Below are 17,607 nucleotides of genomic sequence, written 5' to 3'. Positions count from 1 at the left end.
GATCGCCGACCTGGTCGAGGCCGGCGACGACCCCGAGCTGGCCGACGTGATGGTGCTCGGCGCGGCCGGCTCCACCGACATCCCCGACGTCTCGGTCCGCCCCCAGACCATCGACCTGGGCGACGGCGACGACGACGGCGAGGACGACCTCGACGCCCCCAGCGCCCCGCTGCCGGCCACCCCGCGGACCGTGAGCACCCCCGTCAGCGCGACCTCCCCCGACCCCGAGTCCGACCGCTACGCCCTGCAGGCCCCGCCGCCCGCCCGCCGCCGCGTGCTCCGCGTCGTGCTGACCCTGCTGCTGGTCGTGGTGCTGCTGGGCGGGGCGGCCACCGGGGCCGTGCTGTGGGGCCGGACCCAGTACTTCGTCGGTCCGGCCGACGACCGCATCGCCATCTACCGGGGGCTGCCCGACGAGATCGGCGGGCTGGCCCTGAACCAGGTCTACGAGATCCAGCAGACCGCCATCGCCGACCTGCCGCTGCTGTACCAGGAGCAGGTCCGCGCCACCATCGAGGTGAACAGCCTGGCCGCGGCCCGGACCACCGTCGCCGAGCTGGCCGAGGTCTCGCAGGAGTGCATCCGCCAGCGCGAGGAGCGGGCCGAGGCCACCACCGAGCCCACCCCACGGCCCTCGACCCCCGCACCCGACGAGACCGAGCCGCCCTCCCCCGGCCCGACCGGGAGCACCCCGCCGCCGCCCGAGGACGGGACCTGCTGATGGCGTTGCTCAGCGAGGTCCCCAGCGTCGTGATGGTGCACCGCAAGCGCCGCAACGTCGAGCTGGTGATGATCCTGTTCGCGCAGGCGGTCGGTCTGGGCGCCTACGCGCTGATCCACCTCAACCAGTCCGCCCGGCTGCCCGACGAGCTGCCGGTGGTGGCGGGCCTGTGGTTCGGGCTCGGCCTGGTGGCGCACCTGGTGGTGCGGCTCCGGCTGCCCTACGCCGACCCGCTGCTGCTGCCCTGCGTGCTGCTGCTCAACGGCCTCGGCCTGGCCATGATCCACCGCATCGACCTGATCAACGAGCCGCCGACGTCCGGCGCCACCCAGCAGCTGATGTGGACCGCGCTCGGGGTGGCGCTGCTGGTGCTGACGGCGCTCGTGCTGCGCGACCACCGTCCGCTGATCCGCTTCACCTACACCCTCGGGCTGGCCGGCATCGCGCTGCTGCTGCTGCCGCTGCTGCCGGTGATCGGCACCTCGCAGTTCGGCGCCCGGATCTGGATCACCGTGGCCGGTTTCTCCTTCCAGCCGGCCGAGGTGGCCAAGGTGGTGCTGGCCATCGCCTTCTCCTCCTACCTGGTGGAGAAGCGCGACGTGCTGGCGCTGGCGGGGTGGCGGGTGCTCGGCCTCGACCTGCCCCGCGCCCGCGACCTCGGCCCGATCCTGCTGGTCTGGCTGGCCAGCCTGCTGGTGCTGGTCTACCAGCGCGACCTGGGGACGTCCCTGCTGTTCTTCGGGCTGTTCGTGATGATGCTCTACGTCTCGACCGAGCGGCCCGGCTGGGCGGTGCTGGGGACGGCCATGTTCGCCCTCGGCGCGGGGGCGGCCGTGCTTCTCGCCGACCGGGTCGGGCAGCTGGCGCACGTCAGCGTGCGGATCGACTCCTGGCTGCACCCCTTCGACGACATCGACCAGAACGGGCAGATCATCGCCGCCCAGTTCGGGCTGGCCTGGGGCGGCCTGCTGGGCACCGGGCTCGGGCTGGGCCGACCCGGGCTGACCCCGCTGGCGCGCAGCGACTTCATCGCCGCCGCGGTCGGCGAGGAGCTGGGGATGGCCGGCCTGATGGCGGTGATCACCGTGTACGGGATCGTCGTCGCCCGCGGGCTGCGCACCGCACTCGCCGCCAAGGACCAGTTCGGCACCCTGCTCGCCACCGGTCTGTCGTTCGTGCTGGCGCTGCAGGTCTTCATCATCATCGGCGGCGTGACACGGCTGCTGCCGCTGACCGGCCTGACCACGCCGTTCATGTCCCAGGGAGGGTCGTCGATGATCGCCAACTGGGTGATCGTCGCGCTGCTGCTGGTGATCAGCCACCAGACCCGCAAACCCGCCGCCACCCGGCTCGAGCCCTCGCCGGACGCGGAGGAGACGCAGGTGATCGGCCGGGACCGGGCCGGAGCAGGAGGTCGTCGGTGAACCGTCCGATCCGCCGGGTGGCGGTGGTGTGCATGCTGCTGTTCGCGCTGCTGCTGGGCAACGGCACCTACCTGATCGTCGTGCGTCAGGACGCCCTCAACGCCCACCCGAACAACCGGCGGGTCCGCGACGCCGAGTTCGCCCAGGACCGCGGGGGCATCCTGGTGGCCAACACGCTGATCGCCGAGACCGTCGAGTCCGACGGCGACTTCCGCTACCAGCGGGTCTACCCCGACCCGGAGGCCTACGCCCACGTGACCGGCTGGTACTCCTACGACCGGGCCCGCTCCGGGCTGGAGGAGACCTACAACACCGAGCTGGCCGGCACCGACGACTCGCTGTTCGTGCGCCGGTTGGTGGACCTGGTCACCGGACGCACCCCGCAGGGCGCCAGCATCACCACCACCATCAACCCCGAGGCGCAGCGGGCCGCCGCCGAGGCGCTGGGCGACCGCAAGGGCGCCGTGGTGGCGCTGGACCCGCGCACCGGCGCCGTGCTGGCCCTGGTGAGCCACCCCAGCTACGACCCCAACGCCATCGCCAGCCACGACATCGGCGAGGCCGACCAGGCCTACACCCAGCTGGCCGAGGACGAGGACCGCCCGCTGGCCAACCGGGCGGCCCGCGAGATCTACCCCCCGGGCTCGACCTTCAAGCTGGTGACCGCGGCGGCGGCGCTGGAGGCCGGCTGGGAGCCCGACACCGAGACCGACAGCCCCGACCGGCTGCAGCTGCCGGGCACCGAGACCTACCTGCCGAACCAGACCGACTGCGGCGGGGACGAGGTCACCCTGGACCAGGCCCTGCAGGTGTCCTGCAACACCGCCTTCGCCAACCTCGGTGTCGAGCTGGGCGCCGACGCGCTGCGCGAGCAGGCCGAGGCGTTCGGGTTCGAGACCCGCCACCTGGCCGACCTCAACGGGGTGGCCAGCCGCTTCCCGGAGAACCCCGACGACGCGCAGACCGCGCTCAGCGCGATCGGCCAGTTCGAGGTGGCCGCCTCCCCGCTGCAGATGGCCATGGTGGCCGCCGGGATCGCCAACGACGGCGTGGTGATGGAGCCCTACCTGGTCGACCAGGTGCGCGCCCCCAACCTCTCGGTGCTGCGGCAGACCCGTCCCCAGGAGCTCGGCCGGGCGATGTCGGCGGAGAACGCGGCGAAGCTGCAGCAGATGATGGTCGACGTCGTCGAGGAGGGCACCGGCGCGAACGCCCGGCTCGACGGCGTCGAGGTCGGCGGCAAGACGGGCACCGCGCAGACGGACCTGGAGCGCAACCCCTACGCCTGGTTCGTCTCCGCCGCGCCGATGGACGACCCGCAGGTGGCGGTGGCGGTGTTCATCGAGGACGCCGACATCGCGCGCAACGACATCGCCGGCGGACGGCTGGCCGCGCCGATCGCCCGCGCGGTCACCCAGGCGGTGGTCGAGTGAGCCGCCCCACCACCCGCCAGCACAGCATCCGCCGGCCCTGCGCCCGCCCCCTGATCCCCCGCCTCACCGGCGACCGAACCGCCTGCCAGGCCGCTGCCCCCGCAGCGAGGAAGGACCGCACCCGATGACGCTGCTCGGAGATCGCTACGAGCTCGGGGACCCCCTGGGCCGCGGCGGGATGGCCGACGTGCGCCGCGCCACCGACACCCGCCTGAACCGCCAGGTGGCGGTCAAGCGGCTGCGGGCCGACCTCGCCGCCGACCCCACCTTCCAGGCCCGGTTCCGCCGGGAGGCGCAGTCCGCGGCCGGGCTCAACCACCCCAACATCGTCGCCGTCTACGACACCGGCGAGGACTTCGACGAGCGGGCCGGCGTGGCCGTCCCCTACATCGTGATGGAGCTGGTCGAGGGCTCGACGCTGCGCGACGTGCTCCGCGACGGCCGCAAGATCATGCCCGAGCGGGCGCTGGAGATCATGCAGGGCGTGCTGGAGGCCCTCAGCTACAGCCACCGGGCGGGCATCGTGCACCGCGACATCAAGCCCGCCAACGTGATGCTGACCCCCAACGGCACCATCAAGGTGATGGACTTCGGCATCGCCCGCGCGGTCGCCGACACCTCCGCGACGATGACCCAGACGGCGGCGGTCATCGGCACCGCGCAGTACCTCTCGCCCGAGCAGGCCCGCGGCGAGACGGTGGACGCCCGCAGCGACATCTACTCCGCCGGCTGCCTGCTGTACGAGCTGCTGGTGGGTCGCCCGCCCTTCATCGGCGACTCCCCGGTCAGCGTGGCCTACCAGCACGTCCGTGAGCAGCCCACCCCGCCCAGCCAGCTCGACCCGGTGATCACCCCGGCCATCGACGCCGTGGTGCTGACCGCCCTGGCCAAGGACCCCGAGGCCCGCTACCAGAGCGCGCGGGAGTTCTCCGACGACCTGGGCCGTCTCCTGGCCGGCGAGGAGCTGACCACCGTGCTCCCCGCGGCGGCGGCCATGCCGGCCGCCGACAACGCCGCCACCCAGCTGCTCGGCGGCACCCCCACCCCCGTCCCGGTGGGCGGGCTCACCCCGGGCAGCGCCGGGTCGGCGGACGACCAGCTGCCGGTCGGGCAGATGAGCGAGGAGGAGGACGAGCCCACCCGCAAGGGCCCGTGGATCCTGATCGCCGTGCTCGCCCTGCTGGTGATCGCCGGCGCGGTCGCCGGGGCCATCTGGCTGCTGGACGGCAGCGGCCGGGCCCAGGACGACCCCAGCGCCGCCCCGAGCGTCCAGCTGGTGACCGTCCCCGACGTCTTCGACCGGACCGAGGCCGACGCCCGCGAGGCCGTCGAGGCGCTCGGGCTGGAGCTGGAGGTCGACCGCGTCAACGGCGAGGACGACGAGACCGTCGGCCGGGTGACCAACCAGGACCCCAGCCCCAACGAGCAGGTCCAGCCCGACAGCACCGTCACGGTCGAGGTCAACATGGGCCCGGCGGAGGCGCAGATCCCCAGCAACCTCGTCGGCCAGAGCCTGGACGAGGCCCGCGACGCCCTGCGTGAGGCGGGCTTCGAGGACGTCAAGGTGGAGGAGGCGACCAACGAGCCCCCGGACGCCCAGGCCGAGGAGGTCCTCGAGGTCACCCCCGCCGAGGGCAGCGAGGCGCCGCTGGAGACCGAGGTGACCCTGGTGGTGGCGACCGGCGAGAGCGAGCTGCCGGACTGGAGCGGCCTGAACCGGGCCGGCGTGCAGCAGAACGCCGAGCAGCTGGGCTTCACCGACGTGCAGTTCGAGGACCGTGAGAGCGACGAGGTCGACCCCGGGCTCGTCGTCGGCACGGATCCCGAGGCCGGCACCACCATCGACCGGGACGACCGGGTCGTGGTCTACCTGGCCACGGAGCCGGAGGAGCCCGAGCCCAGCCAGTCGGCACCGGCGCCCAGCGCCACCCCGGGCGCCACCCCCGACGAGGACGAGGACAGCCCCTCGCCGTCGGCCTCGCAGTCACCGCGCTGAGCCCGGACGCACCGCGGCCCCCGACCTGAGGTCGGGGGCCGCTGCCGTGCTCGGGGTCAGCGCCAGAGCGTGGAGATGACGAAGGCGCTGGCCATCAGACCCATGCCGATGAGGATGTTCCAGTCGCCGAGGTCGCTGATCAGCGGGACCATCGAGCCGGCGATGTAGTAGACCACCAGCCACGCCACGCCGAGCAGGCCGACGGTGATGAAGACCGGAGGCACCCAGCGACGGCTGCCGGGGGCCTTGACGGCGGCCGCGGCCGCGCCCCGCTCGCGCTTGCGCCGGGTGGCGACGTTCTTGCGGGCCTTGGATTCGGGCACCAGTCCTCCTTGGTCCCAGCGGGCCTGGGTTCGGTGGGTAGCGTAGTCACTGGTTTCCCAGTTGGCACGTCGCCACCGGGGCGGGGCGTGACCGGCCCCGCCGGCACCGGCTGCGCGGGAGGAGGAGGTGGGCGTGCGCGAGCCGCTGTGGCGCCGGGCCCGGAGCCGCCTCACCTCCCGGGTCCGCGGCGACCGGCCCACCCTGCGGCGGCGGCTGCTGACGCTCACGGTGTGCTTCGCGGCCGGGCTGATGATCACCGTGTCGGCGATCAACGCGCGGGGCACCGACCTGCGACCCGCCCGCAACACCGACCTGGCCGACCTCGTCCGCAGCGAGTCGGCCCGCAACTCCGACCTCGCCGCCGAGGTGGCCGAGATGCGCGCCGAGGTGGACCGGCTGACCGCCGCCTCGGGCACCGTGCCCGCCGACACGGAACGGGCCTCCGAGCTCTCCCGCCAGGTCGGGCTGGAGCCGGTGGCCGGGCCGGGGGTGACGGTGACCCTGACCGACGCCCCGGTCAGCATCGACCCCGTCGGCGTGGACGGGGACCTCCTCGTGGTGCACCAGCAGGACATCCAGGCCGTGGTCAACGTGCTGTGGCAGGGCGGCGCGGAGGCCATGACCATCCAGGGCCAGCGCGTCATCCCCACCACCGGCATCAAGTGCGTCGGCAACACCGTGGTGCTGCACGGTGTGCCCTACGCCCCGCCGTACGTCATCTCCGCGGTGGGTGAGCCGGGGGCGCTGGAGGCGGCCCTCGCCGGCTCCCCGCAGGTCGGCATCTACCGGCAGTACGTCGAGGCCTACGGCCTGGGCTACGCCCAGCGGACCGAGTCCCGCCTGGAGCTGCCCGGCTTCACCGGCGGGACGACGCTGAGCTGGGCCGGACCCCGCCGCGACAGCTGAGGGCGCCCGGGCCGCCGCTCGCTCAGGCGGCGGCCATGGCCCAGCGGACGGCCGCGGTCGCGCCCACCCCCAGCGCCCGGCCGACCCGACGGCCCGGCCAGGTCAGCCCCAGCATCTCCCGGGCCCAGGACGGCAGCAGCACCACCGCACCCGCTGCCAGCCCGGCGTAGCCGGGTCGGGCCGGGGCGGGCAGGGGTGCCTCGCGCAGCAGGAACCGGGCGGCGTCGCGGGCGGCCTCGCCGACCTCCAGCTCGGGGCGGAAGGCCTCCAGCCGCTGGTCGAGCTCGGCGCGGGTGGTGGGCGGGTCGGTCACCCCCAGCAGCCGGGCGGCCACCCCGGTCTGGCTCACGTAGGTGTCGGCCTCGGCGTCGGTCAGCGGGGTGGTGGCGTAGGCCTGGAAGGCGGTCAGGAAGCTGTCGACCTCGGCCAGGTGCACCCAGCCGAGCAGCTCGGGGTCGCCCGCGCGGTAGGGCCGTCCCCGCTCGTCGCGGCCCCGGACGCGCTCGTGCACCCGACGCACGCGCGCCACGGCCGCCTCGGCGTCGGGCACGGTGCCGAAGGTGGTGGTGGCCACGTAGTCGCTGGTGCGCTGCAGCCGTCCCCAGGGATCCCCGCGGTAGCCGCTGTGCCCCGCCACCCCGGCCATGGCCAGCGGGTGGAGCGACTGCAGCAGCAGCGCAGCCAGCCCGCCGGGGAACATGGACGCGTCGGAGTGCACCCGCCAGATGGGGTCGGCGGGGGTGAACCACCGCTCCCCCGGCGTGCCCCAGATCTGCTCGGCGCGCTCCTCGGCGTCCTCGCCGGCGACCCGGGAGCGGATCAGCCGACCGAGCGAGGAGCGCACCAGCGGGACCACTAGAGGGCCATGAGCGGGCTCAGCCCGGCGGCCCGGGCCGGCGCGTCGGTGTCCCCGCAGGTGGCCAGCCAGTTGGCCAGCATCTGGTAGCCGCCCTCGGTGAGCACGGACTCGGGGTGGAACTGCACCGCCTCGACGGGGAGCTCGCGGTGCCGCACGGCCATGATCACCCCGGTCTCGGTCCGCGCGGTGACCTCGAGGACGTCGGGCAGGGTGTCGGGCGCGATGGCCAGCGAGTGGTAGCGGGTGGCGGTGAAGGGGCTGGGCAGGCCGGCCAGCACGCCGCGGCCCTCGTGCAGCACCGGCGAGGTCTTGCCGTGCAGCAGCTCGGCGGCCCGGTCGACCACGCCGCCGTAGGCCACGGCGATCGACTGCAGGCCCAGGCACACCCCGAAGACCGGCAGCCGGCCGCCGTGGCTGCGGACCACGTCGACGCAGACGCCGGCGGACTCGGGGGTGCCCGGACCGGGTGACAGCAGCACGCCGTCGTAGCCGTCGGCCCAGTCCGGGTCGGCGAACCGCTCGTCGTCGTTGCGCCAGACGTCCACCTCGGCCCCGATCTGGGACAGGTAGTGCACGAGGTTGTAGACGAAGGAGTCGTAGTTGTCGACGACGAGGATCCTGCTCATGGGACCATTCTCCCCCACCGGACCAGCCCGTGCAGCCGGGTCAGATCCCGGCCGCCTCACGGGGGAAGCGGAGCACCGCCGCGACCGGCGAGCCGTCGACGAGGTCCTTCTGGCGCACGGCCCGCACCCTGCCGCCGCTGCGCAGCACCCGCACCACGATGTCGTCGACCAGGTTGTGGGTGGCCGGACCGGGCTCGGGGGCCGGACGGATCTCGCCGTCGTCGCCGACCTCGCCCTCCTGGACGGCGTCCATGTCGAACCAGAGCTCCTCGACCGCCGCGGCGACGGTGGCCCGGGCCACGTCGGCCAGCGAGCTGGTGGCGCGGCCGGCGCTGCGACGGGTGCCGAACAGCTCGCGCCAGGCCTCCACCTCGGCGCGGTGCTGCTCGTGCAGGATCTCCCGGGCGCGGGCGTCGACGGAGTCCGGGTCGAGGGAGGAGGGGTGGACGTCGATGCGGGCCGGCAGCAGGTGCTCGTACTCGTTGACGGCGCGGTAGGCGGCGTCCAGCTCGGGCGTGGCGGCCAGGATCAGCGGCAGCCCGCCGCTGGCCCGCAGCCGGGGCAGCACGGCCCGCTGGACGATCCGGGCGAACCCCTCCCGCTGGTGCCGGTCGCTGGGGGTGGCGCGCTGGTCGGCGCGGCCGTCGTTGTCGGTGACGGCCAGCGCGGCGCTCAGCTCGTCCTGGTCCAGCTCGAGCGGGATCTGCCGGGCGCGGTGGTCGGCGCCCAGGCCGTAGAGGGTGACGTCGTGGGTGGCCAGCGCGAGCACGTAGGCCCCGTGGCGGAACGCGTTGGCACGCAGCAGGGCCCCGACGTCGAAGCGGTCGCCCACGGACACGTGCGGGGTGAGCCGGTTGGCCAGCCGGAAGGTGCGGGCCCTCCCGTCGGAGGCGAAGATGGCCAGCGAGTTGGCCTGGTGCTCCCAGAAGCCGTGGTCGTCGACGAGCTCGCGGATCGGGGCGACGGCCTCGCGGGCCTCGCGCGCCGAGGCGCCACCGGACTCCAGCTCGCGCTCGGCCTGCCCGGCCGCGTTGCGCAGCGCGATGCGGATGGCTTCGTGGTCGGCGGGGATGGGTGAGGACTCGAGGTAGATCGTGACGCTGGCCGGGTGGCGGGCGTCGAGCAGCTGGTCGAGGTCCTCTTGGGTGATTGGGTCGACTGTGAGCATGGTCGTGACCTACCCGGGCCCGGGGGCGGGAAACGTCAGCCCGGGGTCGCGGCGGCGTGTCCCAGCAGCTCGTCGGCGGCATCGCTGAGCACCTGCCAGGTGCGTTCCACGTCGGCCGCGGTGGTCTGCCAGCCGCCGACGGCCCAGCGCAGCACCGTCCGACCCGACAGCTGGGTGTGACTCAGGTAGGCCTCCCCGGAGGTGTTGACCGCCGTCATCAGCGCAGCGGTCAGCCGGTCGGCCTCGGCGTCGGGGAGCCGGGCACCGGAGGCGTCGGCCGCCAGCCGGAAGGCGACCAGCCCGAGGCAGGGCGGTGCGGCGGGTGTGAAGCGGGGGTCGGCGTCCACCAGCCCGGTGACCCGGGCCGCCTGGGCGACACCGGCGCGGAGGTGGGCACGGAGCCCGGACAGCCCGTAGCTGCGCAGCACCGTCCACAGCTTGACCGCGCGGAACCGGCGTCCGAGCTGCGGGTGCCAGTCGCGGTAGTCGACCACGGCACCAGACTCGCTGGCCGGGTTGCGCAGGTACTCCGGCAGGATCGACAGGGCCCCGACCAGGGCGCTGCGGTCGCGGACCCAGAAGCTGCTGCAGTCGAAGGTGGTCAGCAGCCACTTGTGCGGGTTGGTGACGTAGGAGTCGGCGTGCTCGGCCACACCGGCGTTGACCCAGGCGTGCTCGGGGCAGAGCGCGGCCACCCCGGCCCAGGCGGCGTCGACGTGCAGCCAGGCACCGTGGCGGTGGGCCAGCGCCCCCATCTCGGTCACCGGGTCGACCGCACCGGTGCCGGTGGTGCCCACGCAGGCCTGCACCATCACCGGGACGCGACCGGCGGCCACGTCGGCCTTGAGCGCCTCGGCCAGGGCGGCGACGTCCAGCTGCTGGGTCCAGGCATCGACGTCGATGGTCCGCACGGCTCGCTCGCCCAGCCCGCTCATCATCGCGGCCTTCTGCAGCGAGGAGTGGGCCTGGCTGGAGGCGTAGACCGTGTAGCGGCCGGACTCGACGCCCTCGGTGCGGGCGCGTCCGCCGGTGGCCCGGTGCAGGGCGGCCAGCAGCGCGGTGAAGGTGGCGGTGGAGGCGGTGTCTTGGATGACGCCGCCTCCGGCGCCCGGGCTGCCGTCCTCGCGGCGGTGGCAGAAGGCCTCGGACAGGCCGAGGGCGCGGGCCAGCTGGTCCAGCACCACCTGCTCGAGCTCGGAGACCGACGGGCTGGTCGCCCACAGCATCCCTTGGGCGCCGATGCCGCTGCTGAGCAGGTCACCCAGCACGGCGGCCGGTGACGAGTTGGCCGGGAAGTACGCGAAGAACCGCGGGTGCTGCCAGTGCGTGAGCCCGGGGACGAGGAGCCGGTCGACGTCGGAGAGCACCTGCTCCAGGGGCTCCGGGTCGTCGGGGATCGGACCGTCGACCGCCTCCGCCACGCTGCCCGGCTCGACGGTGGAGAGCACCGGCCGCTCCCCCACCGTCGCCCAGTAGTCCGCGATCCAGTCGATGACCTTGTGCGCCTCGGTGCGGAACTGCTCCGCGCTCAGGTGCGGCGCCTGCTGCTGCTCGCTCACCCGGGCAACGTAGCCGCGCACCCCGACCCGGTCACACCCGTCCGTCACCAGCGCATCCAGCCGGCCTGCAGTGTCCGGTATGACATCTGGCCGGAAGTACCCGGCCGGACGTCGTACTGGGGCGCTCGCGCGGACGCTCCGGCGCTGGGCTCGGCGGTCAGCCGGTGAGCAGAACTTTTCGTTCCCTCCGTCGGTCGCCGTTCGGCACCGCCGGGAGCCAACTTGCTCACGAGCGCAGAGCCGCCACAACCCCTGTGCCTGTGAGAGGGCCATGAACGCCGGGGGTCCCGACCCAGTGCCCGCGAGTTGTGGCCACCGACCTGAGCCTCCTGCGATAGTGACGGAACCACAATGCGATGAGAGGGAGAGATGGCCCCGCAAGGCTTCGCCGACAAGGTCGCGTTCATCTGGAAGGTGGCGGACAAGCTGCGCGGCACCTTCAAGCAGCACGAGTACGGCTCGGTCATGCTGCCGTTGCTGGTGCTGCGCCGGATGGACGCCGTGCTGGCACCCACCAAGGAGGTGGTGCTGGAGAGCTTCCAGGGCCTCACGAACCCATCGCAGGGTCAGGACGCGATGCTCAAGGCGCTCACCGGCACCGGCTTCTACAACACCTCCCCGCTCACCTTCGCCACGCTCCTCAACGACGACAAGAACTTGGCCGAGAACCTCGCCGGCTACATCCGGCGACTCTCCCCAGACGCCCAGGCGGTGATCGAGGCCTACAGTTTCGACGACAAAGTGGTGCGGATGGAGCGCGCCGGGATTCTCTACGGCGTTGTGGCTGACTTCGCCGACCTCGACCTGCGGCCCGTCGTGGTCAGCAACGAGGCGATGGGCTACATCTTCGAGGAGCTGCTGCGGAAGTTCTCCGAGATGAGCAACGAAACCGCGGGTGAGCACTACACCCCCCGCGAGGTGATCGCGCTGATGGTCGACCTCCTGCTCACGGGGAAGACACTGGCTGAGCTGACCGAGAACCCACGGCCGGTGCGCACCGTCTACGACCCCGCGGCCGGGACCGGCGGCATGCTGATGGGAGCGCTGCACGGCATCCAGCACGCCAACGACGCCGCCCACGTGCAGGTGTACGGGCAGGAGATCAACGACGAGACGTGGGCCATCGCCCAGTCGGACCTGATGATCCAAGGCGTGCCGGCGGACCGCATGCAGCGGGGCAACACCCTCACCCAGGACGCCTACGCCCACCAGACCTTCGACTTCATCCTGGCCAACCCGCCGTACGGCGTCGACTGGAAGGGCTACGCTGCCCCGATCAAGGCCGAGCACCAGTCGCTCGGCTTCCACGGACGCTTCGGCGCCGGACTGCCAAGGGTGTCTGACGGGTCGCTGCTCTTCTTGCAGCACATGCTGTCGAAGATGAAGCCGGCTGGGTCCCGGGTGGCGATCGTGCTATCGGGCTCGCCGCTGTTCTCCGGACAGGCCGGGTCTGGTGAATCGGAGATCCGCCGCTGGATCCTCGAGAACGACTGGCTCGAGGGCATCGTCGCCCTGCCGGACCAGATGTTCTACAACACCGGCATCTCCACCTACGTGTGGCTGCTGACCAACGACAAGGCCAACGCCGACCGCGGTCTGGTGCGGCTCGTTGACGCCCGCGAGCTCGGAACCAAGATGCGCAAGTCACTCGGCGACAAGCGCAAGGAGCTCACCCCGGACGCCATCGCCGAGATCGCCCGGCTGTACGGCGGCGCGCTGGACGAGTACGCCGAGGATCCCCGGGTGAAGGTGCTGACACGGGAGACCTTCGGGTTTCAACGGATCACGGTCGAGCGCCCGCTGCGGCGCCGGTGGGAGGTGACACCTGAGGCGGTGGCGGCCGAGCCCTTCGACCAGTTCGCGAGCTTGGTCGGGCGCCGGTTCGACACCGAGGCGGCGCTGCTGGGCGAGACCAGCGGCCTGACACCGGCGCAGAAGAAGGCCTTCACGAAGGCGTGCGCGGTCGCCGATCCGGAGGCGCCGGTCATCACGAAGAAGGGCAAGCCTGAGCCCGACCCGGACCTGCGGGACCAGGAGAACGTGCCGCTGCCCGAGGGCTTCTTCGAGCTGGAAGATGCGGTGCGGGCCAAGTTGCTGCAGGAGGCGGCCGAACAGCACCTGGTGGCGGAAATCCACCCGTACGTGCCGGACGCGTGGATCGACCACACCAAGACGCGCGTGGGGGTGGAGATTTCGTTCACGCGGCAGTTCTACGTGTATACGCCGCCTAGGCCGGCGGGGGAGATCGCTGAGGAGATCCGGGCGTTGGAGGGGCAGATCCAACACTGGATGACAGGGCTTGGACTGTGAGAACGGTGCCGCTGCGCTATCTAGTCGGGCTCAACCAGCATGTGTTGCCTGAGGATACTGATCCAACGACTGAGTTCAAATACGTGGAGATATCCGACGTATCCCGCTCAGCTGGTGTTGTCGTGCCAGCCGAAAAGACTACCTTCGCCCAGGCACCAAGCCGAGCACGCAGGCTTGCGGTCGAGGGAGACACCGTCGTGTCCACGGTGCGCACGTACCTCCGCGCGGTCGGCAAAGTTCCCGCAACGACCAGCTCGGAGCGACTGGTCTTCAGCACTGGCTTCGCGGTGTTGCACCCACGACACATTGACCCCCGATACCTTTCCTACTGCTGCCGGTCCGACCCGTTCATCGAAGAGGTCGTAGCCAAGAGCGTCGGTGTGAGTTACCCAGCCATCAACGCCGTGGATTTGCTAGGCATCTCGGTGAAGGTTGGCTCGTTGCAGGAGCAGCGGCGTATCGCCGACTTCCTCGACGACCGGATCGACCGGCTCGACCGGATCATCGCCGCGCGACGCGAGCAGGTGGCCATGGCGCGATCTGCTGCCTTCTCCGCGATGAGCGCACAGATGGATGCGGATGCGAATGCGTTCGGCACAGCCGCCTTGCGCCGCTTCTGTCGTGGAATCGAACAAGGCTCATCCCCGATCGGCGAGGATGTGCCGGCTGGTCCGGGGGAGGCTGGCGTGCTCAAGACGAGTGCAATCATCGGCGGAGCATTCGAGCCGGCGAGAAACAAGCGCATACCGCCTGAAGTTGCAGACCATCGCCATGTCGTCGCTGATGGCGATGTGCTCATCACCCGCGGAAGCGGATCAGCTGCGCTAGTAGGCGACGCCGCGGTGGTACGCCTCGGTACCTATCAGGGTCGCCTTTACCTTTCGGACCTCACATATCGACTCGTGCGTCCCATGCTGATCCCTGACTACGTGGTTATGTCCATCACCAGTGCTCGCGGTCGCTCCGAACTAGGAACGCTAGTCAGGCAGGGCAGCGGTCCGGCGAAGGCCCGAGGCGATGATGTGCTCTCGCTGCCAGTGCCAAACGCTCCTCGTGAGCGCCAACTCAAGTCGATCGAAACCGTACGCGGGTACCGTGACCACGCCAACCAAGCCGAAGTCGCCCTGACCAAATCGATCGAGCTCCTCGCTGAGTACAAGACGTCCCTCATCACAGCCGCCGTCACCGGCGAGTTGGACGTCACCACGGCAGGAAGCGGGATCCCAGGATGAGCGTCCACGCCGAGTCCGCGTTCGAGGCCAACATCGAGGCCCACCTCCTCGCTCACGACTGGCTCAGCATCGCCCCGGCGTCCTACGACACCAAGCTCGGCCTCTTCCCCGACGAGGTCGTCGCCTTCCTCCAGACCACGCAGCCGAAGGCGTGGCAGCAGTTGGTCCACCGCCACGGTGGCGAGTCAGACGCCCGCAGGAAGGTGCTGCAGCGCCTCGCCGCCGAAATTGACCACCGCGGCACGGTCAGCGTCCTCCGCGGCGTCATCAAGGACTCCGGCGTCACGCTGCGGCTCTGCTGGTTCAAGCCGGCCAACTCGCTCACTGCCGAGCTGGGGGAGCGCTACGCCGCCAACCGGCTCGGCGTGGTGCGCCAACTGCACCACTCGGAGTCGCACCCGCAGGACTCGCTCGACCTGGTACTCGTGGTGAACGGCATCCCGGTGGCCACCGCCGAGCTGAAGAACCCGCTCACCAAGCAGACGATCGAGCACGCGATGGCGCAGTACCGCACCGACCGGCACCCGAACGACCTCATCTTCGCCAAGCGCACCCTGGTCCACTTCGCTGTCGACCCGCACCGCGTTGCGATGACTACCCGGCTGGCCGGTGACGCGACCCGGTTCCTGCCGTTCAACTCCGGGTCAGCCGGGCCAGGGCGTCCGGGTGCGGCGGGGAATCCCCCAGCTGGTCCTTCGACGGGCTCAGGGAGTGGGTACCAGACGGCCTACCTGTGGGAGCAGGTGTGGCAACGCGACGCGTTCCTCGAGCTGCTGGGCACCTTCGTCCACGAGCAGGACGGCAGCGTGCTCTTCCCCCGGTTCCACCAGTGGCACGCAGTCCGCTCGATCCTCGAGGCCACGCTGCGTGACGGCGCAGGCACCGACCGGCTCATCCAGCACTCCGCCGGCTCCGGCAAGTCCAACACCATCGCCTGGACCGCCCACTCACTCAGCCGCCTGCACGGCGCCAACGACCGTCCGGTTTTCGACAAGGTCGTCGTCATCACCGACCGCAAGGTGCTCGACCGGCAACTGCAGGAGACCGTCGCCGGCCTCGACCACACGCCGGGCACCATCGTCCGCGTCGACCAGCACTCCCGTCAGCTCCGCGAGGCCCTGGAGGGCAACGCCGCTCGCATCATCGTCACTACGCTGCAAAAGTTCCCGGTGATCGCCCAGACCGCCAACGACGTGGTCGGCAGCCGGTTCGCTGTCATCGTCGACGAGGCGCATTCCTCCACCACTGGCGACGCGGTCAGCAAGTTGAAGAAGGTACTCGGCACTGGCGAGAAGGCCCTCGACCAGGCCGAGCAGGCCGAGGCCGCGGCAGAGGCGTCCGCCGAGCCCGATGACGTCTTGGTTGCCAGCGCCCGGAACCGCGGCAAGCAGCGGAACCTGTCGTTCTTCGCCTTCACAGCCACCCCGAAGCCGCGGACGCTGGAGACCTTCGGTCAGCTGGACGCCGACGGCCACCGGCGTCCGTTCCACACGTACTCGATGCGCCAGGCCATCGACGAGGGTTTCATTCTCGACGTCCTCGCCAGCTACACGACCTATGCCACCTACTACAAGCTCGCCAACAGCGAACCCCGCCACGACCCCGAGCTCGACAAGGCGAAGGCGCGGGCGGCGCTCGCCCGCTTTGTCTCTCTGCACCCCTACCAGCTCGAGCAGAAGGCCGAGGTGATCGTCGAACACTTCCGGCAGAAGACCGCCAGCAAGATCGACGGCCGGGCCAAGGCGATGGTGGTCACCCGGTCCCGCCTGCACGCCGTCCGCATGAAGCAGGCCATCGACGGCTACCTCAAGCGCAAGGGCTATGACAGCGGCCCGTCACCGATCCGTGCCCTGGTGGCGTTCTCCGGCGAGGTGACCGACCCCGACGCGCCCGACCTGCGTCACACCGAAGCCGGTATGAACGGCTTCAGCGAGAGCCAGCTGCCCCAGAGGTTCTGCGAGGAGTACCAGGTGTTGGTGGTCGCCGAGAAGTACCAGACCGGCTTCGACGAACCACTGCTGCACACCATGTACGTCGACAAGAAGCTGGCTGGGGTGAAGGCGGTGCAGACGCTCTCGCGGCTGAACCGGACCCACCCGGGCAAGCAGGACACCTTCGTCCTCGACTTCGCCAACAGCGCCGAGGAGATCCGCGACAGCTTCGCCGACTTCTACGAGGAGTCCTTCGCCAACCCGACCGACCCGAACGTGCTGTACACGATGGAGCACGAGCTGCGGACCGCTGGCGTGCTTTCGAGCGACGAGATGCACGCCGCGGTGCGCGCCCTTCTGTCGGACGACCCGGCCCAGCAGCCGGTGATCTACGCGAACCTCGATCCCGCCGTCGGACGGTTCGTCTCCCTCGAGGAGGAGGCACAGGAGTTGTTTCGTGCCACCCTGCAGCACTTCTGCCGCGCCTACGCCTTTGTCGCTCAGGTGATGCCCTTCACCGACCCCGAGCTGGAGGAGCTGTTTCTCTACGGACGGCTGCTGCTCACCGACCTGCCGGCCGGCGAGTCCGACCCCATGCCGCAGCTCAGCTCGACCGTCCAGCTCACCCACCTGCGGATTGCCGTAACCGGGGAGAGCGCCATCGCACTGGAGGCGTCCGACGAGCCCGGGGAGGCGCTGCCCGGTCAGGGCAAGGGCAAGCAGGCCGAACCAGTGCTCGACCGCCTGTCCGCGCTCATCGCGGTGCTCAACGACAAGTACGGCGCAGAACTTGGCGAGGCAGACAAGATCTGGATGGAGCAGCAGCGGGTCGAGCTCAAGTCCGACCACGGCATGCGCACCGTCGCGGAGAACAATGACCGGCAGCAGTACCGCTTGGTGTTGGAGAATCGGGTCAAAGAGCTCTTGGTGCAGCGGCACGAGAAGAACGGGCTGCTGTTCGACCTGTTCTTCTCCAACCAGGACTTTCAGGAGCGGTTCCTTGACCACTTGACCACGACCTACGACGAGTTCCGCGCCGAGGCCAGTTGACGACGGTTGATCCAGCTCGAGAGGTCGATGCCCGTACAGGAAATCTCGTGCAGCGCCAGTACGACGTC

12 protein-coding genes are annotated in these 17,607 nt (G+C 71.1%); 7 read left to right on the top strand and 5 right to left on the bottom strand.

Annotated elements, in window-relative coordinates; translation table 11 throughout:
- Positions 1–720: 720 nt before the first annotated feature.
- The 3 genes from GC722_RS01875 to pknB all read left to right on the top strand — a co-directional run bounded on the left by GC722_RS01875 (position 721) and on the right by pknB (position 5,574).
- Positions 721–2,145 (top strand): FtsW/RodA/SpoVE family cell cycle protein, encoded by a 1,425-nt coding sequence (locus GC722_RS01875; protein WP_156607421.1) that lies wholly within the window; start codon positions 721–723, stop codon positions 2,143–2,145.
- The gene (locus GC722_RS01870; protein ID WP_331714295.1) at positions 2,142–3,578 is read left to right on the top strand and encodes a peptidoglycan D,D-transpeptidase FtsI family protein; all 1,437 of its coding nucleotides are present in this window, start codon (positions 2,142–2,144) and stop codon (positions 3,576–3,578) included. Before GC722_RS01875 ends, GC722_RS01870 begins: the two co-directional genes overlap by 4 nt.
- A gap of 124 nt (positions 3,579–3,702) precedes the next feature.
- Positions 3,703–5,574 carry a Stk1 family PASTA domain-containing Ser/Thr kinase gene (gene pknB, locus GC722_RS01865; RefSeq protein WP_156607419.1) on the top strand — a complete coding sequence of 624 codons (1,872 nt, stop codon included), beginning with the start codon at positions 3,703–3,705 and terminating at the stop codon, positions 5,572–5,574.
- 56 nt (positions 5,575–5,630) lie between these two features.
- Here the strand turns inward: pknB and GC722_RS19095 are convergent, their stop codons facing one another.
- A complete protein-coding gene (locus tag GC722_RS19095; RefSeq protein ID WP_331714294.1) occupies positions 5,631–5,897 on the bottom strand; it encodes a cell division protein CrgA in 267 nt (88 codons plus the stop codon).
- Positions 5,898–6,030: 133 nt separating this feature from the next.
- On the opposite strand from GC722_RS19095, the gene GC722_RS01855 reads away from it, so the two are divergent.
- Complete coding sequence (locus tag GC722_RS01855) at positions 6,031–6,804, top strand: DUF881 domain-containing protein (protein WP_331714293.1); 774 nt, start codon at positions 6,031–6,033, stop codon at positions 6,802–6,804.
- A gap of 22 nt (positions 6,805–6,826) precedes the next feature.
- On the opposite strand, the gene GC722_RS01850 is transcribed toward GC722_RS01855, so the two are convergent.
- The 4 genes from GC722_RS01850 to GC722_RS01835 are packed head-to-tail and all read right to left on the bottom strand — an operon-like array spanning position 6,827 to position 11,016.
- Entirely contained in the window at positions 6,827–7,648 is an 822-nt protein-coding gene (locus GC722_RS01850) for an oxygenase MpaB family protein (RefSeq protein ID WP_331714292.1), read from the bottom strand.
- Positions 7,649–7,659: 11 nt separating this feature from the next.
- On the bottom strand, positions 7,660–8,289 hold the full coding sequence (locus GC722_RS01845; protein ID WP_156607417.1) for an aminodeoxychorismate/anthranilate synthase component II: 630 nt from the start codon (positions 8,287–8,289) through the stop codon (positions 7,660–7,662).
- 40 nt (positions 8,290–8,329) lie between these two features.
- Positions 8,330–9,457: a baeRF11 domain-containing protein gene (locus tag GC722_RS01840; RefSeq protein ID WP_156607415.1), complete on the bottom strand. Its 1,128-nt coding sequence runs from the start codon at positions 9,455–9,457 to the stop codon at positions 8,330–8,332.
- A 35-nt stretch (positions 9,458–9,492) separates the two neighbouring features.
- On the bottom strand, positions 9,493–11,016 hold the full coding sequence (locus GC722_RS01835; protein WP_197429692.1) for a pyridoxal phosphate-dependent decarboxylase family protein: 1,524 nt from the start codon (positions 11,014–11,016) through the stop codon (positions 9,493–9,495).
- A gap of 369 nt (positions 11,017–11,385) precedes the next feature.
- Here GC722_RS01835 and GC722_RS01830 point away from each other — a divergent pair, with 369 nt between their 5' ends.
- The 3 genes from GC722_RS01830 to GC722_RS01820 are packed head-to-tail and all read left to right on the top strand — an operon-like array spanning position 11,386 to position 17,539.
- Positions 11,386–13,326, top strand: a complete 1,941-nt coding sequence (locus tag GC722_RS01830; protein WP_156607413.1) for a type I restriction-modification system subunit M — start codon at positions 11,386–11,388, stop codon at positions 13,324–13,326.
- A gap of 5 nt (positions 13,327–13,331) precedes the next feature.
- Complete coding sequence (locus GC722_RS01825) at positions 13,332–14,558, top strand: restriction endonuclease subunit S (RefSeq protein ID WP_197429691.1); 1,227 nt, start codon at positions 13,332–13,334, stop codon at positions 14,556–14,558.
- Positions 14,555–17,539, top strand: coding sequence for a type I restriction endonuclease subunit R (locus tag GC722_RS01820; RefSeq protein WP_156607409.1), 2,985 nt, complete (start codon positions 14,555–14,557; stop codon positions 17,537–17,539). Before GC722_RS01825 ends, GC722_RS01820 begins: the two co-directional genes overlap by 4 nt.
- The last annotated feature ends 68 nt before the right edge of the window (positions 17,540–17,607 follow it).

Source organism: Auraticoccus cholistanensis, from assembly GCF_009742705.1.
Classification (GTDB): Bacteria; Actinomycetota; Actinomycetes; order Propionibacteriales; family Propionibacteriaceae; genus Auraticoccus; species Auraticoccus cholistanensis.
The sequence above is the reverse complement of the archived record's forward strand: the minus strand, read 5'-3'. Positions and strand labels throughout refer to the sequence as shown.

Coding starts and splice junctions, on each gene's coding strand:
- GC722_RS01830 (WP_156607413.1), top strand. CDS start 11,386: ATGGCCCCGCAAGGCTTCGCCGACAAGGTCGCGTTCATCTGGAAGGTG.
- GC722_RS01845 (WP_156607417.1), bottom strand. CDS start 8,289: ATGAGCAGGATCCTCGTCGTCGACAACTACGACTCCTTCGTCTACAAC.
- GC722_RS01875 (WP_156607421.1), top strand. CDS start 721: ATGGCGTTGCTCAGCGAGGTCCCCAGCGTCGTGATGGTGCACCGCAAG.
- GC722_RS01820 (WP_156607409.1), top strand. CDS start 14,555: ATGAGCGTCCACGCCGAGTCCGCGTTCGAGGCCAACATCGAGGCCCAC.
- GC722_RS01840 (WP_156607415.1), bottom strand. CDS start 9,457: ATGCTCACAGTCGACCCAATCACCCAAGAGGACCTCGACCAGCTGCTC.
- pknB (WP_156607419.1), top strand. CDS start 3,703: ATGACGCTGCTCGGAGATCGCTACGAGCTCGGGGACCCCCTGGGCCGC.